This window comes from Kribbella sindirgiensis, assembly GCF_004331435.1.
Classification (GTDB): Bacteria; Actinomycetota; Actinomycetes; order Propionibacteriales; family Kribbellaceae; genus Kribbella; species Kribbella sindirgiensis.
In genome coordinates this window covers 423,775-439,958 of the sequence record NZ_SJKA01000006.1, presented here as the reverse complement: position 1 = coordinate 439,958, position 16,184 = coordinate 423,775, and the positions used below count along the sequence as shown (strand labels likewise).

The 16,184-nt window shown below is 69.1% G+C and carries 14 protein-coding genes and 1 pseudogene; 10 read left to right on the top strand and 5 right to left on the bottom strand.

The window, feature by feature from the left end; genetic code table 11:
- Positions 1-179 precede the first annotated feature (179 nt).
- On the top strand, positions 180-1,475 hold the full coding sequence (locus tag E0H50_RS19925; protein ID WP_131290606.1) for an MFS transporter: 1,296 nt from the start codon (positions 180-182) through the stop codon (positions 1,473-1,475).
- Positions 1,476-1,493: 18 nt separating this feature from the next.
- Here E0H50_RS19925 and E0H50_RS19920 read toward each other — a convergent pair whose 3' ends face one another.
- Entirely contained in the window at positions 1,494-2,495 is a 1,002-nt protein-coding gene (locus E0H50_RS19920; RefSeq protein WP_131290602.1) for a TerC/Alx family metal homeostasis membrane protein, read from the bottom strand.
- A 320-nt stretch (positions 2,496-2,815) separates the two neighbouring features.
- Here E0H50_RS19920 and E0H50_RS19915 point away from each other — a divergent pair, with 320 nt between their 5' ends.
- The 5 genes from E0H50_RS19915 (at position 2,816) to E0H50_RS19895 (ending at position 6,834) form a co-directional block, all read left to right on the top strand.
- Positions 2,816-3,364: a TetR/AcrR family transcriptional regulator gene (locus tag E0H50_RS19915; protein ID WP_165547217.1), complete on the top strand. Its 549-nt coding sequence runs from the start codon at positions 2,816-2,818 to the stop codon at positions 3,362-3,364.
- The gene (locus tag E0H50_RS19910; RefSeq protein ID WP_131290597.1) at positions 3,361-4,860 is read left to right on the top strand and encodes an MFS transporter; all 1,500 of its coding nucleotides are present in this window, start codon (positions 3,361-3,363) and stop codon (positions 4,858-4,860) included. Before E0H50_RS19915 ends, E0H50_RS19910 begins: the two co-directional genes overlap by 4 nt.
- A 209-nt stretch (positions 4,861-5,069) precedes the next feature.
- Positions 5,070-5,381: a hypothetical protein gene (locus E0H50_RS19905; RefSeq protein ID WP_238151085.1), complete on the top strand. Its 312-nt coding sequence runs from the start codon at positions 5,070-5,072 to the stop codon at positions 5,379-5,381.
- 12 nt (positions 5,382-5,393) lie between these two features.
- Positions 5,394-5,990 (top strand): cell wall protein, encoded by a 597-nt coding sequence (locus tag E0H50_RS19900; RefSeq protein WP_131290591.1) that lies wholly within the window; start codon positions 5,394-5,396, stop codon positions 5,988-5,990.
- 1 nt (position 5,991) lies between these two features.
- Positions 5,992-6,834, top strand: coding sequence for a MauE/DoxX family redox-associated membrane protein (locus E0H50_RS19895; RefSeq protein WP_131290588.1), 843 nt, complete (start codon positions 5,992-5,994; stop codon positions 6,832-6,834).
- A 164-nt stretch (positions 6,835-6,998) separates the two neighbouring features.
- On the opposite strand, the gene E0H50_RS19890 is transcribed toward E0H50_RS19895, so the two are convergent.
- Positions 6,999-7,508 carry an NUDIX domain-containing protein gene (locus E0H50_RS19890; protein ID WP_131290585.1) on the bottom strand — a complete coding sequence of 170 codons (510 nt, stop codon included), beginning with the start codon at positions 7,506-7,508 and terminating at the stop codon, positions 6,999-7,001.
- 149 nt (positions 7,509-7,657) lie between these two features.
- Between E0H50_RS19890 and E0H50_RS19885 the strand changes: the two genes are divergently transcribed.
- Together E0H50_RS19885 and E0H50_RS19880 are read left to right on the top strand one after the other, a co-directional pair.
- Entirely contained in the window at positions 7,658-9,940 is a 2,283-nt protein-coding gene (locus E0H50_RS19885) for a PQQ-dependent sugar dehydrogenase (RefSeq protein WP_202868222.1), read from the top strand.
- A 50-nt stretch (positions 9,941-9,990) separates the two neighbouring features.
- On the top strand, positions 9,991-10,380 hold the full coding sequence (locus tag E0H50_RS19880; protein WP_131290579.1) for a VOC family protein: 390 nt from the start codon (positions 9,991-9,993) through the stop codon (positions 10,378-10,380).
- Between the two features lie 153 nt (positions 10,381-10,533).
- Here E0H50_RS19880 and E0H50_RS44540 read toward each other — a convergent pair.
- Positions 10,534-10,662: pseudogene (locus E0H50_RS44540) on the bottom strand (hypothetical protein); the annotation flags it as partial.
- 113 nt (positions 10,663-10,775) lie between these two features.
- On the opposite strand from E0H50_RS44540, the gene E0H50_RS19870 reads away from it, so the two are divergent.
- Both E0H50_RS19870 and E0H50_RS19865 read left to right on the top strand, forming a co-directional pair.
- Complete coding sequence (locus E0H50_RS19870; RefSeq protein WP_131290576.1) at positions 10,776-11,210, top strand: iron chaperone; 435 nt, start codon at positions 10,776-10,778, stop codon at positions 11,208-11,210.
- Between the two features lie 71 nt (positions 11,211-11,281).
- Positions 11,282-14,425 (top strand): AfsR/SARP family transcriptional regulator, encoded by a 3,144-nt coding sequence (locus E0H50_RS19865; protein WP_238151084.1) that lies wholly within the window; start codon positions 11,282-11,284, stop codon positions 14,423-14,425.
- Here the strand turns inward: E0H50_RS19865 and E0H50_RS19860 are convergent.
- Positions 14,409-15,152: an ABC transporter permease gene (locus E0H50_RS19860; RefSeq protein WP_131290573.1), complete on the bottom strand. Its 744-nt coding sequence runs from the start codon at positions 15,150-15,152 to the stop codon at positions 14,409-14,411. The two genes, E0H50_RS19865 and E0H50_RS19860, sit on opposite strands and share 17 nt — an antisense overlap.
- On the bottom strand, positions 15,149-16,087 hold the full coding sequence (locus E0H50_RS19855) for an ATP-binding cassette domain-containing protein (protein WP_131290570.1): 939 nt from the start codon (positions 16,085-16,087) through the stop codon (positions 15,149-15,151). Before E0H50_RS19855 ends, E0H50_RS19860 begins: the two co-directional genes overlap by 4 nt.
- Between the last annotated feature and the right edge of the window lie 97 nt (positions 16,088-16,184).

Sequence of the window (16,184 nt, the reverse complement as noted above, 5' to 3'; positions counted from 1 at the left end):
ACCGGGGTCGGCTAATTCGAAGGCAGACGCGCCGGGTCTCCCCTACTCTGTTCGCCATGCGAACCCGCTCCTGAAAGCGCACCACCGCGGCCCTGCCGCCGTCCGTGCGCCACGCAAGCGTTTGACCCTGCCGGTCGGCGCTTCGTCCTGCCCGCACGCGCTTTCAGGAGCCGCTCCCGATGTCTTCCTACCGGTCCGCCGACCCCACCCGGACGTACTACGTCTACAACGCCGCCTGGTCCTTCCTGGCCGCCCTGTCCTTCACGCTCAACCTCGTGTACTACGTCCGCGAGGCCGGGCTCGACCCGCTCCAGATGGTCCTGGTCGGGACCGCCCTCGAGCTCAGCTGCTTCCTCTTCGAGGTCCCCACCGGCATCGTCGCCGACCTGTACAGCCGCCGGCTCTCGATCGTGATCGGCTTCGTGCTGATCGGCGCCGGCCTGCTGCTCCAGGGCCTGGTGCCGGCGTTCCTGGCGATCCTCGTCGCGCAGGTGCTGTGGGGCGTCGGCTACACGTTCACGTCCGGCGCCGACCAGGCCTGGATCACCGACGAGATCGGCGCCGAACGCGCGGGCCGGGTGTTCGTCCGCACGCAGCAGTTGGGGCTCGCCGCGGGCATCGCCGGCACGGTCACCGCCGGCGGTCTCGGGCTGATCAGCCTGCCGTTGCCGATGGTGATCTCCGGCGCCGGAACGATGCTGCTCGGCCTGCTGCTCGCGGTGTTCATGCGTGAGCAGAACTTCCATCGCACGCCGCGCGAGGAGCGCGAGACGTTCCGGCAGATGGCCGAGACGCTCAAGCACGGTCTGGGGGTCGCCCGGCGGCGTCCCGTCGTCCGGACGCTGGTGGTCATCAGCCTGATCGCGGGTCTGTCCAGCGAGGCGTTCGACCGGCTGTGGTCGGTGAAGCTGCTGACCTTCAGTTTCCCGACCGTGTTCGGTACGTCGGACCCGGCGTTCTGGTTCACGCTCCTGGCGCTGGCCGGCACTGTCCTCTCGCTGGGTGCGTCACTGCTGCTGAACCGCTTCTCCGCCGAACGCCTGCAGGCCGTGCACCCGACCGGCATCCTCGCGACGCTCGCCGCGCTGGACGTCCTCGGCATGTTCCTGTTCGCGTTCGCCGGGAACCTCTGGCTCGCACTCGCGGCGCTCTGGCTGCGGCAGATCGCCGACACCCTCACGAGCCCGATCCACTCCGGCTGGCTGAACCGGCATGTCGACTCCCGTTCCCGGGCGACCGTGCTCTCAATGGTGTCGCAGGCGAACGCGATCGGTCAGGTCGTCGGCGGCCCACCGCTCGGCGCCCTCGGCCGTACGTCGTTGCGCGGCGCACTGCTCGCGTCCGGCCTCATCTGGCTACCGATCCCGGCGCTCTACCTCAGGCTCCGAGGCGGACCGCCAGCACTCACCAAGTCGGCTCCGGCGGGCGGCTCACCGCTCACGAACACCGATCGGACGGAGGTCGACGGCGATTGATGAGTGCTGGCGGTCCGCTCACTCGTCGATCTTGATGCGGATGGCTTCGCGGCGGTTGTCGCGCGCGGATTTGAGCAGGCTGGCGACCGTGGTGACGAACAGCGTGCCGACGATGAAGCCGAGCGAGGTCAGGATGCCGATGTGCGGCAGGTGGATCGCGCCGATGTCGTCGATGTGCGAGCCGTGCAGCGCCTCGATGATCAGCTTCACGCCGATGAACGCGAGGATCACCGACAGGCCGACGTTCAGGTAGACGATCCGCTCCAGCAGGCCGCCGATCAGGAAGTACAGCTGCCGCAGGCCCATCAGCGCGAACGCGTTCGCGGTCAGCACGATGTACGCGTCCTGGGTGAGCCCGAAGATCGCCGGGATCGAGTCCAGCGCGAAGATCACGTTCGCCATCCCGATCGCGGCGATCACGATCACGAGCGGGGTGAGCATCCGCCGGCCGTTGGTCCTGGTGACCAGTTTGGCGCCGTCGTAGTCATGCTGCAGCGGCAGGATCCGGCGCATCCCGCGGATCACGACGTTCTCCTGGCTCTGTGAGTCGTTGATGGCCTGCTCGTCGCTCTCGCCCTCGATCGCCAGCCGGACCGCGGTGTAGACCAGGAACGCTCCGAAGATGTAGAAGACCCAACTCGCGGCCGAGATCGCTGCCGCGCCGGCCAGGATGAAGATCGCCCGGAGCAGCATCGAGACCACGATGCCGACGTACAGCACCTTGTCCTGCGCCAGGCTCGGGACCGCGAACCGCGCCATGATGATCACGAACACGAACAGGTTGTCGACGCTCAGGCTGTACTCGGTGATGTACCCGGCGACGAACTCGCTGCCCGACTGCCCGGGGCTGAACAGGAACAGCCCGAGCGCGAACAGCCCGGCGAGACCGACGTAGAACAGCACCCAGCGGGTCGCGTCCTTGATCGTCACGGTGTGGTTGCGGCGGGCGATCACGACCAGGTCGAACGCGACGATCGCGAGCAACCCGGCGATCGTCAGCACCCAGACGGCAGGGGACATGACAGAGACCATGACGAACCTCCGGACGTCGGCGAACAGCGAGCTTGGTCCGGAGGTCTCTCCCACCTGGATCGCGTGTCCTCGATCGATCCGGGCCGGCAGCACCGGTTCGGCCGTCCAGGCCTCCCGTGATGACGACGCTGCCGCTTCGGGGATACTCCCCTCCACAAACGCGCCAAGTGTATCGGGTCCCGATCTATCTCACCGTTCGGCAGGTCACACCGGCACGTTCGCGAAGATCGTATACCGCATACTGACTGCAGAACTAGATTACTGACCAATATGAGACACGAATGTCTCATATGAGGTATTCTCGTCTCATGGCTGTTGATCGGGACCAGGTACTGCGGGCCGCCGCGAGTCTGCTGATGCGGAGGTCCTCGGCGACGATGGACGAGGTGGCTCGCGCCGCGGGGATCAGTCGCGCCACGCTGAACCGGCAGTTCGCCGGGCGGGACGCGCTGGTCCGGGCGCTCGAGGACCTCGGCATCGCCGAGTGCGAGGCCGCGGCGGAGCGGGCGTCCGTCGACGAGGGTCCGGCCCCGGACGCCGTACGGCGCCTTGTGCGCGAGCTGGAGCCTGCCGCGGGACTGCTCGCGTTCCTGTACTCCGAGAACCAGCTGTTCGAGGGCGACGAGCAGAACGAGGGCTGGGCCCGGCTCGACGCGCGCCTGGTCGCGTTGTTCCGGCGCGGTCAGGAAGCCGGCGAGTTCCGGATCGACCTCAGCCCGGTGTGGCTGACCGAAGCGCTCTACGGGCTGCTGGTTTCCGCGGCCTGGGCCGTCTACGAAGGCCGCGTCGCCCCCAAGGATTCGAGTTCGAACGTCACTGAGCTACTGCTCGGCGGCGCGCTACGGAGAGAGAAATGAAGCAGCAAGCCATCACCCGGCCGAGGCGCTGGCTGGCGCTCGGCGTCCTCGTGCTGGCCGTCCTCCTGGTCGCGCTCGACGCGACGGTGCTCGGCCTCGCGACCCCGTTCCTGTCCGAGGACCTGAAGCCGTCGGGCACCCAGTTGCTGTGGATCGGCGACGCGTACTCGTTCGTGCTCGCCGGGCTGCTCGTGTCGATGGGCAGCCTCGGCGACCGGATCGGCCGCAAGCGCATCCTGCTGATCGGGGCGACGGCGTTCGGCGCGATCTCGGTACTGAACGCGTACGCGAACTCCGCCGAGCTGATGATCGTCGCGCGAGCACTGCTGGGGGTCGCGGGCGCGACGCTGATGCCGGCCACGCTCGCCCTGATCCGCAACCTGTTCCACGACCCGCGGGAGCGCAGTGTCGCGATCGGGATCTGGGGCGCCGCGGCGTCCGCGGGGATGGCGATCGGCCCGATCGTCGGCGGTGTCCTGCTGGAGAACTTCTGGTGGGGCTCGGTCTTCCTCATCAACCTGCCGGTGATGGCGGTGCTGGTCGTCGTCGGCGCTCGCTTGCTGCCCGAGTCGCGCAATCCGGAGCCGGGCCCGTGGGACCTGGCGAGCGTGGTGCTGTCGATGGTCGGGATGATCGGAATCGTCTACGCGATCAAGGAGTTCGCGGCGCACGGGTTCGACTGGATCCCACTGGCCGCAGGCCTGGTCGGCGCCGGCGCTCTCTACGGGTTCGTACGTCGTCAGCGTCGGCTCCCGGTCCCGCTGCTGGACCTGCGGTTGTTCCGCAGCCGTGGTTTCAGCAGCGCCGTACTGGCCGATCTGCTCACGATCCTCGGCCTCTCGGGATTGATCTTCTTCCTGTCGCAGTTCCTGCAACTGGTGCAAGAGCGGCGGCCGATCGAGGCCGGGCTCGCGGAGTTGCCCGCCGCGATCGGTTCGATCGTCGCCGGTCTGCTCGCCGGGCAGGTGGCGCGCCGGTTCTCGGTGCGGGCGGTGGTGGCCGGTGGTCTCGCGGCCATCGGGCTGGCGCTCGCGGCGCTGACCACGATCAGCCAGGACACCGGGTATCCGCTGCTCGGCGCGGCGTTGCTCGTGGTCGGGGCGGGTGCCGGGTTCTCGTTCACCGTCACGGCCGACGTGATCCTGGCCGCCGTACCGAAGGAGGAGGCGGGCGCGGCGAGTGCGGTGTCCGAGACGGCGTACGAGCTCGGTGCGGCGCTGGGGATCGCGTTCCTCGGGTCGATCGTCACGGGCGTGTACCGCGATTTCACCGGTCCCGCGGGTACTCCCGAGGGAGCGCACGAGTCGCTGGGCGGAGCGGTCGAGGCGGCCGCGCAGCTTCCACCGGAGGCGGCGGCTCAGTTGCTCGACGCGGCCCGGGAGTCCTTCGCCCACGGGGTTTCGATCGCCGCCGGCGTCGGCGCTGCCGTCCTGCTGACCACCGCGGTCGTCGCCTGGTTCCTCCTCCGCGGCCAGCGACTCAGTTCGGAACGCTAGGCAAAAAGTTTCCGTTTCTTCGATTACCTCTGGGAGATTCCGCCGAACCGGAGTACAAAGAGTTCTTGTAGGTCTTACCGCCCCTAGACCTGGAGGAATCTGTCATGGCCGGAATCACCGCCGAAGCCTCATGGTTCTGTTGTGGGAACGCATGGGGTCCCTGTGGAAGCGCCGGGCACGGCGCCTGCGGGACGTGCAATTCGGGAAGCATGCAGCACGCGTGGCCGAACACCTCGGACGCCTGCTACGCGATCACTCGACCGGACAGCTGCGGGATCACCGGGATGTCCCGGCGTACCTGCGGTTTCCGGCACGCCACCACCAGCCCGTGTACCGGAAAGCGGATCGTCACGTCGATCGCCGACTGCGGTCCGCAGACCGACCTGTTCTGCGGCGAACGCTCCTGCTGCGGCGGGAACTGCGCCTCGAACAGGGTCATCGACTTCACGCCGGCCGCGTTCAGCGCGCTCGGCCTCAGCCTGAGCAGCGGCCTGTCCCCCGTGTCGATCGACGTGGCCTGAGAGGAGACCGAGATGACCACCACGATGGACCGCCGCTCGCTGCTCAGCCGCGCCGCCCTCGGTGCGACCGGCCTGGTCGCCGCCACCGCCATGGGCTCGCTCGCCCCGGAGGCCGCGTTCGCCGCGCAGACTCCGGACGCCGGCCAGCCGGACCCGAACTTCGCCGAAGGTGTGATCACCGGCCGGAACCAGGATCTCCTGCAGGTGCAGGGATCCGACGGCCGGCTGCACCGGATCCAGTTGACCGGTGTAACGAGTGTCTGGAAGCTCCGCCCGACCACGATCGACCAGGCCAGGATCGGCGACGGCCTGTACGCGCGCGGCGTACTGCTGCCGGACGGGATCCTGGCCGCCGAGGCGATCTGGGTCAACATCGTCAACCTGACCGTCGCGATCACGGCGATCGGCCGGAACGGAGTCCAGTTCGACCACCACGGGCAGAAGGTCGTCGGGCACGTACAGTCCGGGACCACGGCTGCCGTGTACAACGGAACGCCCGCGGTGTCGGACCTGTCGATGCTCACGGTCGGCCGGCACGCCCAGGTGATCGGCGCCTGGCGGCCGGGAACCAACGAGATCGACATCGCGACCATCTACACGTCGAACTGAGATGGGTACCTTGGCGGCTGCTCAGCCGCTCTTGATCGCGCTGATCCTGGCATGGTCGGGCTACGGCAAACTCACCTCACCGGACCAGGCAGACCGCACAGCGCTCCCCCGCCTCCTCGGCGAGTCCGGCACAGCCCGTCCGGGCTGGTTCGGGGCGTCGCGCGCCGTCGCGGCGTACCGAGGTGTCGCTGTCCTCGAGATCGTGATCGCCCTTCTCCTGTTACGGTCCTGGGCGATCGGGGCAGTGGCCGCTGTCGCGCTGTCCGTCGGCTTCACCGGATTCCTCGTCTACTCCAAGATCGTCGTCCCCGAGGCGTCCTGCGGGTGTGCGGGAAAGTCGGCCAAACCGGTCGGCAACCGGGCGATCGGCCGTGCTTTGTTGCTACTGGCAACTGCCGGCCTCGCGGCCACGGCGTCGACCGCCTGGTGGTCGGCGGGTGTGGGTCTGCTCGTGCTCGTCGTCGAGGCGGCGGCGTTCGCGATGCTGTCCGCCGAGCTCGACCGGTACTGGCTGCTGCCGCTGCGGCGGCTCCGGATCCGGCTCGGTCACCCGTACGCCGGCACCGCGTCCGACGACACACCACTCGTCGCGACCCAGCGGCGGGTCCTGCTCAGCCCGGCGTACCGCGCGGTCGACGGGTTGCTGCGTTCCGACATCCACGACTACTGGGACGACGAGGACTGGCGGTACGTGAGCTACGCCGCCAAGTACGACGGACGTCGCGCGACCGCCGTCTTCGCCGTACCGCACCAGAACTCCACCCCGTCGGCGATCCGGGTCGCCGTCGTCGACGAGGAGGGTCTGACGCTCTACCGCCCGACGGTTCTCGCCACCGCCGGGTAGCCCGGATCGCCAGGCCATCACAGTTGCAGATCCGCCGCTCCCGCCACGCTCGTCGTGGCGGGAGCGGCGCACTTGTGATGGCGTGGCGATCCGTGCTGTTGACCCGCGCTCAGGTGCACTACCCCGCCGCCCGACATCTCCTGTCGAGCTGCGGTGTCGGCCCATCAGATCGGGCGGCCGAAGTCGGCGTACACGTGGGTGTTGGTGGTGAGGGCCTGCTGGGCGAGGGTCAGGCGGCGGGTCATGGAGGGGCGGAGGCGGGGGGTCGCCTCGGGGAGGGCGAGGAAGTGATGGGCTCGGACTTCGGTGGGGTCGAGGACGAGGGGTTCGTGATCCAGGACACCGCCGTCGAAGACGAAGGCCAGGGAGTCCGACCACGGGCCGTGCGCGGGGACCCAGTCGACGACCAGCAGGCGGCTGATCGCCAGGTCGAGGCCGATCTCCTCCCGCACCTCGCGGCAGCAGGCCTCGTACGGCGACTCGTCGGACTCGACGATGCCGCCGGGGATGTCGAGCGTGGGTTTGTAGGTCGGCTCGAGAAAGAGAATCCGGCCGGCCGGATCGCGGATGAGCGCACCGCCGGCGGCCGTCTTGCGGGGGAAGCGGGCCGCGATCCCCGGGTTGAACTCCCGCTCCGGCTCACCTTCAGCGGCGAGATCGTTCTGTCGATTCACCCGTCCAGTGTCGGCTACCTGTTGAGTTCGGGCGGCTGCGGGCAGCTACCCACTCGACGGTTCGCGTGGATCGGCGCATTCTGATCCAGCAGACAGCGCGCGGAGGGGTCTGAGGCGCTGGGAAGTGGGGGCACGAGATGTGGGGTCTGGTGAGGCGTGCGCGCGGGTGGACCAGTGTGGCGGCCGCGATGCTGCTGGTCGCCGCGGCACTCGGTCAAGGCGCGGCCCGGGCGGAGACGTTACCTGCCGGGTTCCGTGACACGGTCGTCCTGAGCGGACTGACGAACCCGACGGCGCTGCAGTTCGCGCCGGACGGGCGGATCGTCGTCGGTCAGAAGAGCGGCGTGATCAAGATCTTCCAGAGCCTCACCGACACCAGCCCGGTCACTGTCGCCGACCTGTCGCTCCAGGTCGGGGACTACTGGGACCGCGGCCTCCTCGGTCTCGCCCTACCGCCCAACTTTCCCACCAGCCCGTACATCTACGTGCTCTACGCGTACGACGCCGCGATCGGCGGAACCGCGCCGCGGTGGAACGACGCCTGCCCGACACCACCCGGCCCGACCACCGACGGGTGTCTCGTGTCGGCCCGGCTGTCCCGGCTGCAGATCAGCGGCAACGTCATGACCGGCCCCGAGCAGGTCCTGATCAACGACTGGTGCCAGCAGTTCCCCAGCCACTCGGTCGGCACGTTGCTCTTCGGGCGTGACGGCTACCTGTACGTCAGTGCCGGCGACGGCGCGAGCTTCAACAATGTCGACTACGGGCAGTACGGCGCGACGTACGCGGGCGGCCAGGCGAACCCGTGTGGCGATCCGCCGGGTTCGGTCGGCACCGCTCTGACGCCGCCGAACGCGCAGGGCGGTGCGCTGCGCAGTCAGAGCATTCGCCGTCCGAGCGGTCCGGCCACGCTCGACGGTGCGATCTTGCGGCTCGATCCGGCCACCGGCGCCGGCGTCCCGGGGAACCCGTTCTTCTCGTCGCCGGATCCCAACGCCCGGCGGATCGTTGCCTACGGCGTCCGTAATCCGTTCCGGATGACGCAGCGCCCCGGGACCGACGAACTGTGGATCGGTGACGTCGGGTGGAACACGTGGGAAGAGATCAATCGAGTGGTGGCCCCGACGACAGCCGCCAACTTCGGCTGGCCCTGCTATGAGGGGGCGGGCGTGCAGGGCGGGTATCAGGGCGCCGGGTTGTCGTCGTGCTCGGCGCTGTACTCGACGCCCGGTTCGGTCGTGGCGCCGTACTACGCCTACCACCACGGTGCCTGCGTGGTGAGCTACACCGGGTGCCGCACCGGCGGTTCGTCGATCACCGGGATCGCCTTCTACCAGGGCGGGTCGTATCCGTCGGAGTACAACGGAGCGCTGTTCTTCGCCGACCACTCGCGGAACGAGATCTGGGCGATGCTGCCCGGTACGAACGGCTTGCCCGATCCGGCGCGGCTGCGGTCGTTCGTCGGCGTCGACGCGACGGGTGGGGCCGCGGGCCATCCGGTCGACCTGAAGATCGGTCCGGGGGGTGACCTGTTCTACGTCGACATGGAAGGTGGCACCGTCCATCGCATCACCTTCACGACCGCCAACCAGCCGCCGACCGCGTCGTTCACGGCGACCCCGTCCAGTGGAGCCGTCCCGCTGACCGTGAACTTCAACGGCACCGCGTCCTCCGATCCCGAGGCCGGACCGCTCAGCTATTCGTGGGATCTCAACGGCGACGGCACGTTCGGCGATGCGACCGGCGCGACGGCGACGCGTATCTACAGCGCGGCGGGGACCTATCACCCGAGCCTCCGCGTGACGGACAACCAGGGGGCGACGGATACGGCGTCCGTCACGGTCACGGCCGGCAACACGGCGCCGACGGCCGTGATCGACTCGCCCGCATCGAGCCTGACCTGGAAGGTCGGCGACCAGATCGGCTTCGGCGGCCACGCGACCGACGTACAGGACGGGTCGTTGCCCGCGTCCGCGGTGAGCTGGAGTCTGACCATGCATCACTGCTCGACGCCGTCCGACTGCCACGCACACCTGCTGCAGACGTTCAACGGTGTGTCGTCAGGGAGCTTCACGGCACCGGACCACTCTTATCCGAGCTGGCTCGAGCTGGCGTTGACGGCGACCGATTCCGGAGGTTTGTCCTCGACAACTTCGGTGCGGCTGGACCCGCGGACCGTCGTACTCACGTTCCGGACCAACCCGGGCGGGCTCACGCTGACCAACATGGTCGTCAACGAGGCACCACGCTCGACCCCGTTCTCGGTCACGGTTGTGGTCGGCTCGGCGAACTCGGTCAGCGCACCGTCGCCCCAGCAGTTCAACAAGTTCACGTACAACTTCACGTCCTGGTCCGACGGAGGCCCGCAGAGCCACACCATCACCGCGCCAACCACCAACACCACCTACACGGCCACCTACCGAAAGCGCTGACCTGTCGGATCGCTCCTCTAGCGTCGTAGTCCACACGAGGAGGTACGACGATGCTCAGAGGACGATCCGCGAAGGGCCACTGGTTCGGGACGGTGATCGACGCCCCGGACCCGCAGGCGCTCGGCCTGTTCTACCACGAGGTGCTCGGCTGGAAGATCCACAAGAACGAGCCGAACGAGTTCATCCTCGCGGTCCCCGGCGGCTCCGAGACGTACTTGGCGTTCCAGCCCCAGAGGTCGGCGCCGTGGGAACGCCCGGTCTGGCCGGCCGCCGAGGGGCGGCAGCAGATGATGATGCACCTGGACATCGAGGTCGGTGACCTGGACGCGGCCGTCGAGCACGCCGTGGAACTCGGTGCCGCGCTCGCCGAGTTCCAGCCGCAGGCGGACGTCCGGGTTCTGATCGATCCGGCCGGCCATCCGTTCTGTCTTTACGCCTGATTCAGGCGCAGCGTCATCCAGACCAGGTCGCCGCGTTCCGGGTCCGGGATGCCGCGGCCGCTGTCCTCGAACCCGACCTTCTCGAGGACGCGGAACGACGCCGCGGGCCGCCTCGGTCGCGTACCCGTGTCCGTGGGCCCGCTGCGCCAGCTCGTACGCGATCTCCGGCTCGTCGAACGTCGCCTGCCCGACGGTCAGTCCGCAGTACCCGATGAACTCCGCGGTCGCGCGCAGCTCGATCGGCAGCAGCCCCAGTCCTGGCTCGGGGAAGTCGTCGTACACGCCGTCAATCTGGTTGGCCGCCCGGAATCGATCAGTTTTCGAGAAGCGGAGGGGGTACGGCGGCTTCTAGTGTTTGGGGTGTTGAAGACGGCAACCACACAAGGGAGAGTCCGATGGCCACCGCGAAGAAGACGACCGCGAAGAAGTCGTACGACGGGTTCAGCGACGCTGAGCGGGACGCGATGAAGGAGCACGCGAAGGAGCTGAAGAGCAAGCAGGACCCGGCGGAGGCGCAGGCCGCGAAGATCGCGACGATGGCGGACGCCGACCGCGTGATCGCCGAGCGGCTGAACGAGCTGATCCCCCAGATCGCGCCGGAACTCACCCCGAAGCTCTGGTACGGCATGCCCGGCTGGGCGAAGAACGGCAAGATTGTCGTCTTCTTCCAGGACGCCGCGAAGTTCAAGTACCGCTACTCGACCGTCGGCTTCCAGGACTCCGCCAACCTCGACGACGGCGACATGTGGCCGACGTCGTACGCCATCACCAAACTGACCCCCGCCGTCGAGAAGCAGCTCATCGCGCTGGTCAAGCGCGCCGTGAGCTAAGGCGTCGGCGGCGGAGCCAGGCTCACCGACCTCCGCCCAGCCTGTGCAGGGACTGGTCAGGTGAGCCCCGGGTGCGTGGCAAGATCTGCTGGGTGCAGATCGGGATGCTGGGGCCGTTTGAGGTGCGTGCGGGCGATGGGGGGCTTGTCGACGTACCGGGGGCGCGGTTGCGTGGGCTGTTGATCGTGCTCGCGCTGGATGCCGGGCGGGTGGTTCCGAAGGCGACGTTGGTCGACTGGATCTGGGGTGAGCAGCCGCCGGCGGATGCTGCGAACGCCTTGCAGCGGTTGGTGTCGCGGCTGCGGAAGGTGCTGCCGGACGGCTCGGTCGAGGGACACACGGACGGGTACCGGCTGCAGATCGATCCCGAGGCTGTGGACGCCGTACGGTTCGAACGTCTCCTCACTCGTGCCCGCACCGACCAGGACCCGCAAGGCGTCCGGCTGCTGCGTGAGGCGCTCGGATTGTGGCGTGGGTCGGCGATGCAGGATGTCGGGCTGACCGAGAGCGGCGCGTTCGACGCGGCCGTGACCCGGCTCGACGGCCTCCGCCTGACCGCGATGGAGGACCGGTACGACGCCGAGATCACCCTCGGCCACGGCGCGGACCTCGTCACCGAGCTGACCGACCTGGTCGCCGCGCACCCGGTCCGCGAACGCCTCGTCGCCGCTCTGATGCGCGCGCTGGTCGCCTCCGGCCGCGACACCGAGGCGCTCCGCGTGTACGAGCGCACCCGCGAGACCCTCGCCGACGAACTCGGCGTCGACCCCTCCCCGGAGCTGTCCGCGCTGCACGTCGCCCTCCTCCGCGGCGAGCTCGTACGCCGGGACGAAAAGCGCAACACGAACCTCCGCGAAGAACTCACGACGTACGTCGGCAAGGACGCCGACATCGCCACCGTCCGCGACCTGATCGCGGGGCACCGCCTGACGACGCTGATCGGGCCGGGCGGATCGGGAAAGACCAGGCTCGCGAGCGAGACCGCGCGGACTGTCCTGGGCGACCTGCCCGACGGCGCCTGGATGGTCGAACTCGCGGCGATCGGCGCCGACGACAACGTTGCGCAGGCGACGCTCGGCGCGCTCGCACTGCGGGACGCGCTGCTCGGCGACGTACCGGACGCGGACCCGACGGACCGGGTGATCGCCGCGGTCCGCGAGCGGGCGATGCTGCTGATCCTGGACAATTGTGAGCACGTGATCGAGTCCGCGGCGACGTTCGCCCACCGGGTACTCGGCGAGTGCCCGCGGCTGCGGATCCTGGCGACCAGCCGGGAACCGCTCGGCATCACCGGCGAGGCGCTGTGGCCGGTCGCACCGCTCGCGCTCCCCAGCGGCAGCGGCGAGATCGACGACTCGCCGGCCGTCCGGCTGCTGCAGGACCGGGCCCGGGCGGTCCGCGCGGACCTTGCCCTGGATCCGGAGACGATGGCGCGCATCTGCCGCGCGCTCGACGGGATGCCGCTGGCCATCGAGCTGGCCGCGGCCCGGTTGCGCACGATGTCGCTGGAACAGCTCGCCAATCGTCTCGACGACCGGTTCCGCCTGTTGACCGGCGGCAGTCGTACGGCGCTCCCCCGCCACCGCACGCTGCGTGCAGTGGTCGACTGGAGCTGGGAGCTGCTGTCCGAAGCCGAGCGGGCTGCGCTGCGCAGGCTCTCGGTGTTCGCCGGGGGTGCGAGCCTCGAGGCAGCCGAGCAGGTCTGCGCGGGTGGCGAGGTCGAGTCGTGGGAGGTGCTCGACCTGCTGACCGCGTTGACCGAGAAGTCCCTGGTGGTCACCAAGGACGAGGGCGCGCCGCGGTACCGGCTGCTCGGCACGATCAGGGAGTACGCCCAGCAGCGTCTCGAGGAAGCTGGCGAGACCGACCAGACCCGCCGTACCCATCTCGCCTACTTCACCGAGCTGGCCGAGACCGCCGATCCGCACCTGCGCCGGGCCGAGCAGCTCGAATGGCTGGCGATCGTCGAAGGCGAACACGACAACATCGCCGCGGCGATGCGGGCGGCGCTGGCGGCTGGTGACGCCGCGGGCTCGATGCGGTTGGCGGCGGCGGCCGGCTGGTACTGGTGGTTCGCCGGGCACAAGATCGAGGGCAGCGAGTTCCTGATCGCCGCCCCGGATCTGCCGGGCGAGGTGTCCGACGAGAGCCGCGCGGTGGTGTACGCGTTCGTCGCCAACTTCATGACGTCGGGCCGTGGCCGTGACCAGTTCAACGCGGCGGACTGGATCCGCAAGGCCGCGGACATCAGCCAGCGGGTCAAGAGCCCGCACCCCGCGGTGACGCTGTCGACCGCGCTGGAAGGCCTGCTGCGAGGGCCCGACTCGTTCGTGTCCACGTTCGAGCCGCTGCTCAGCGACCAAGATCCTTGGGTACGGGCGGTGGCACGGCTGCAGACCGGCAAGATGCGGATCATGCTGGGCGACGGCGACCGGGATGGCGACCGCGCGCTGGAGGCGGCGCTCGCCGAGTTCCGCGCGATCGGTGAACGCTGGGGGATGTCGTTCGCGCTGACCGAGCTCGCCGACCGGCTCGCCGTCCGCGGCGAGTTCACCGAGGCGTGCGCGTACTGCGAGCAGGCGATCGCGGTCGCCGCCGAGGTCGGCGCGACCGAGGACGTCGTACGGATGCGGTCGCGGCAGGCGCAGCTGTACTGGCTCGCGGGCGATCTGGACGCGAGCTCGGCGGCGATGGCGGACGCGGTACGGCAGGCGGAGCGCGTCGCGTGGCCGGAGGCTCTGGTCGAGCTGGCGTTGTGCAAGGCGGAGCTCGCGCGGTGGAGCGGCGACGCCGACGAGGCGCACCGGCAACTCGACCTGGCGACCACGATGCTGGGCCACGAGGCCGAGCGGGCGAACCTGCGCGCAATGATCCAGGATGTCCTCGGGTATCTGGCCACGGACCTCGACCAGGCCTGGCAGCACCGCAGCGCATCGTTCCAGGCGGCGGCCGAGGGCGGGCACCCGCCCGGGATCGCCCGGATGCTCGTCGGGATCGCGGATCTGGCGTTGCGCACCGATCAGGACGAGCAGGCCGCGCGGCTGCTCGCCGCGAGCACCGTCGTCCACGGACTGCCCGACCGGTCCAACCCCGACGCGGAGCGGCTGGAACAGGAAACGCGCCGCCGCCTCGGTGACGAGAAGTTCACCGAGGCGGCGGAAGAGGGCCGGCAGGCGAGCTGGCGAGAGCTCGTCGAGGTCACGCTCGCTTCTTGAACGTCGAGGTCGCCCAGAGGTAACCGACCACGGCGATCCCGAGGCACCAGGCGAACGCGGCGATCAGGTCACCGGTCTGCGGCGAACCGTTCAGCAGACCGCGGAGCGATTCGATGATCGGCGTGAACGGCTGGTACTGCGCGAACTGCTTCACACCGGGACCCATCTTGTCGGCCGGCACGATCGCGCTGCTGAAGAACGGCAGCATCACCAGCGGCACCGAGGCCAGACCCGCGGTCTCGGGGGTCTTCGCGAAGAGGCCGAGGGCAACGGTCAGCCAGCCGGTGGCCAGCCCGAGCAGTACGACGAGACCGATCACGGCCAGCCATTGCGCGAAGCTCGCGGACGGGTTGAAGCCGAGCGCGAACGCGACCCCGATGATCGCGGCGATCGCGATCAGGTTGGTCATCACGCTGGCGATCACGTGCCCGGTCAGGACCGCGCCGCGCGGCACGTCCATCACCTTGAAGCGGTTGATGATGCCCTTGGTCATGTCGGAGTTCACGGCCGTCGCCACGGCGCCGAGCCCGTAGCAGACCGCCAGCAGGAGCATGCCGGGAGTCGCGTAGTCGACGTACGGGACGCCGACGCTGAACGCGTCGCCGAGCATGTAGACGAACATCAGCATCACCACGACCGGCATCAGGACCGCGTTGAAGACGGAGGTCGGGTTCCGCGCGATGTGCTTGAGGTTGCGGCGCAGCATCACGATCGAGGGGTTCTTCATTTCGCGACTACCTCCGCGGTGTCGTGGCCCGTCAGGGCGAGGAATACGTCATCGAGGTCAGGGGTGTTGACGGAGAACTCGTCGGCGTCGAGCGAGTACTCGGCGAGCCGGTCGAGCAGCGTGCGGACCGACTGGGTGCCGCCGTCGCTGGGGACCCGCAGGGTCAGCGCGTCGTCGTCCCGGGTCGAGTCGGGCAGGATCCGCGCGGCGGTGTCGAGGTCCTCGACCGAACCGAAGCGGAACCGGACGTGGGTGCCGGGGATCTGCCGCTTGAGCTCCTCCGGGGTGCCCTGGGCGACCAGACGGCCCTTGTCGAGCACCGCGATCTGGTCGGCCAGCTGGTCGGCCTCGTCGAGGTACTGCGTGGTCAGGAAGATGGTCACGCCGTCGGCGAGCAGTTCCCGGATGATCGTCCACATGGTGCGCCGGCTGCGCGGGTCGAGGCCCGTCGTCGGCTCGTCCAGGAAGATGATCTTCGGGTCGCCGACCAGGGTCATCGCCAGGTCGAGCTTGCGGCGCATGCCGCCGGAGTACGTCGCCGCCGCCTTGTCGGCCGCCTCCGCCAGGTCGAAGCGCTGGAGCAGATTGTCAACAATCCGCTTGTCGTCCGTGACCGGGCTGAGGTCGACCATCAGCTGGAGGTTCTCGCGGCCGGTCAGCAGCTCGTCCACGGCCGCGAACTGGCCGGTGACGCCGATCGCGGACCGGACCGCCTTGGCCTCGGTCGCGACGTCGTGCCCGGCCACCCGGACCGTGCCGCTGTCGGCCTTGGTCAACGTGGTCAGCACGTTCACCGTGGTCGTCTTGCCGGCCCCGTTCGGGCCGAGCAGGGAGAAGACGGTGCCCGCGGGGACGTCGAGGTCGATCCCGTCGAGCACGGTCTTGTCGCCGAATGCCTTGCGCAGTCCTGTAACCGCGATCGCCGAAGTTGTCATGGGAACACCTTCGGCGGACGTCCTGACACGCACCTGACACGCCGCCTACACGGTGTCAGCCCCGTGTCCGCGCTCGTCGCAGGGCCCTGTCAGCGCC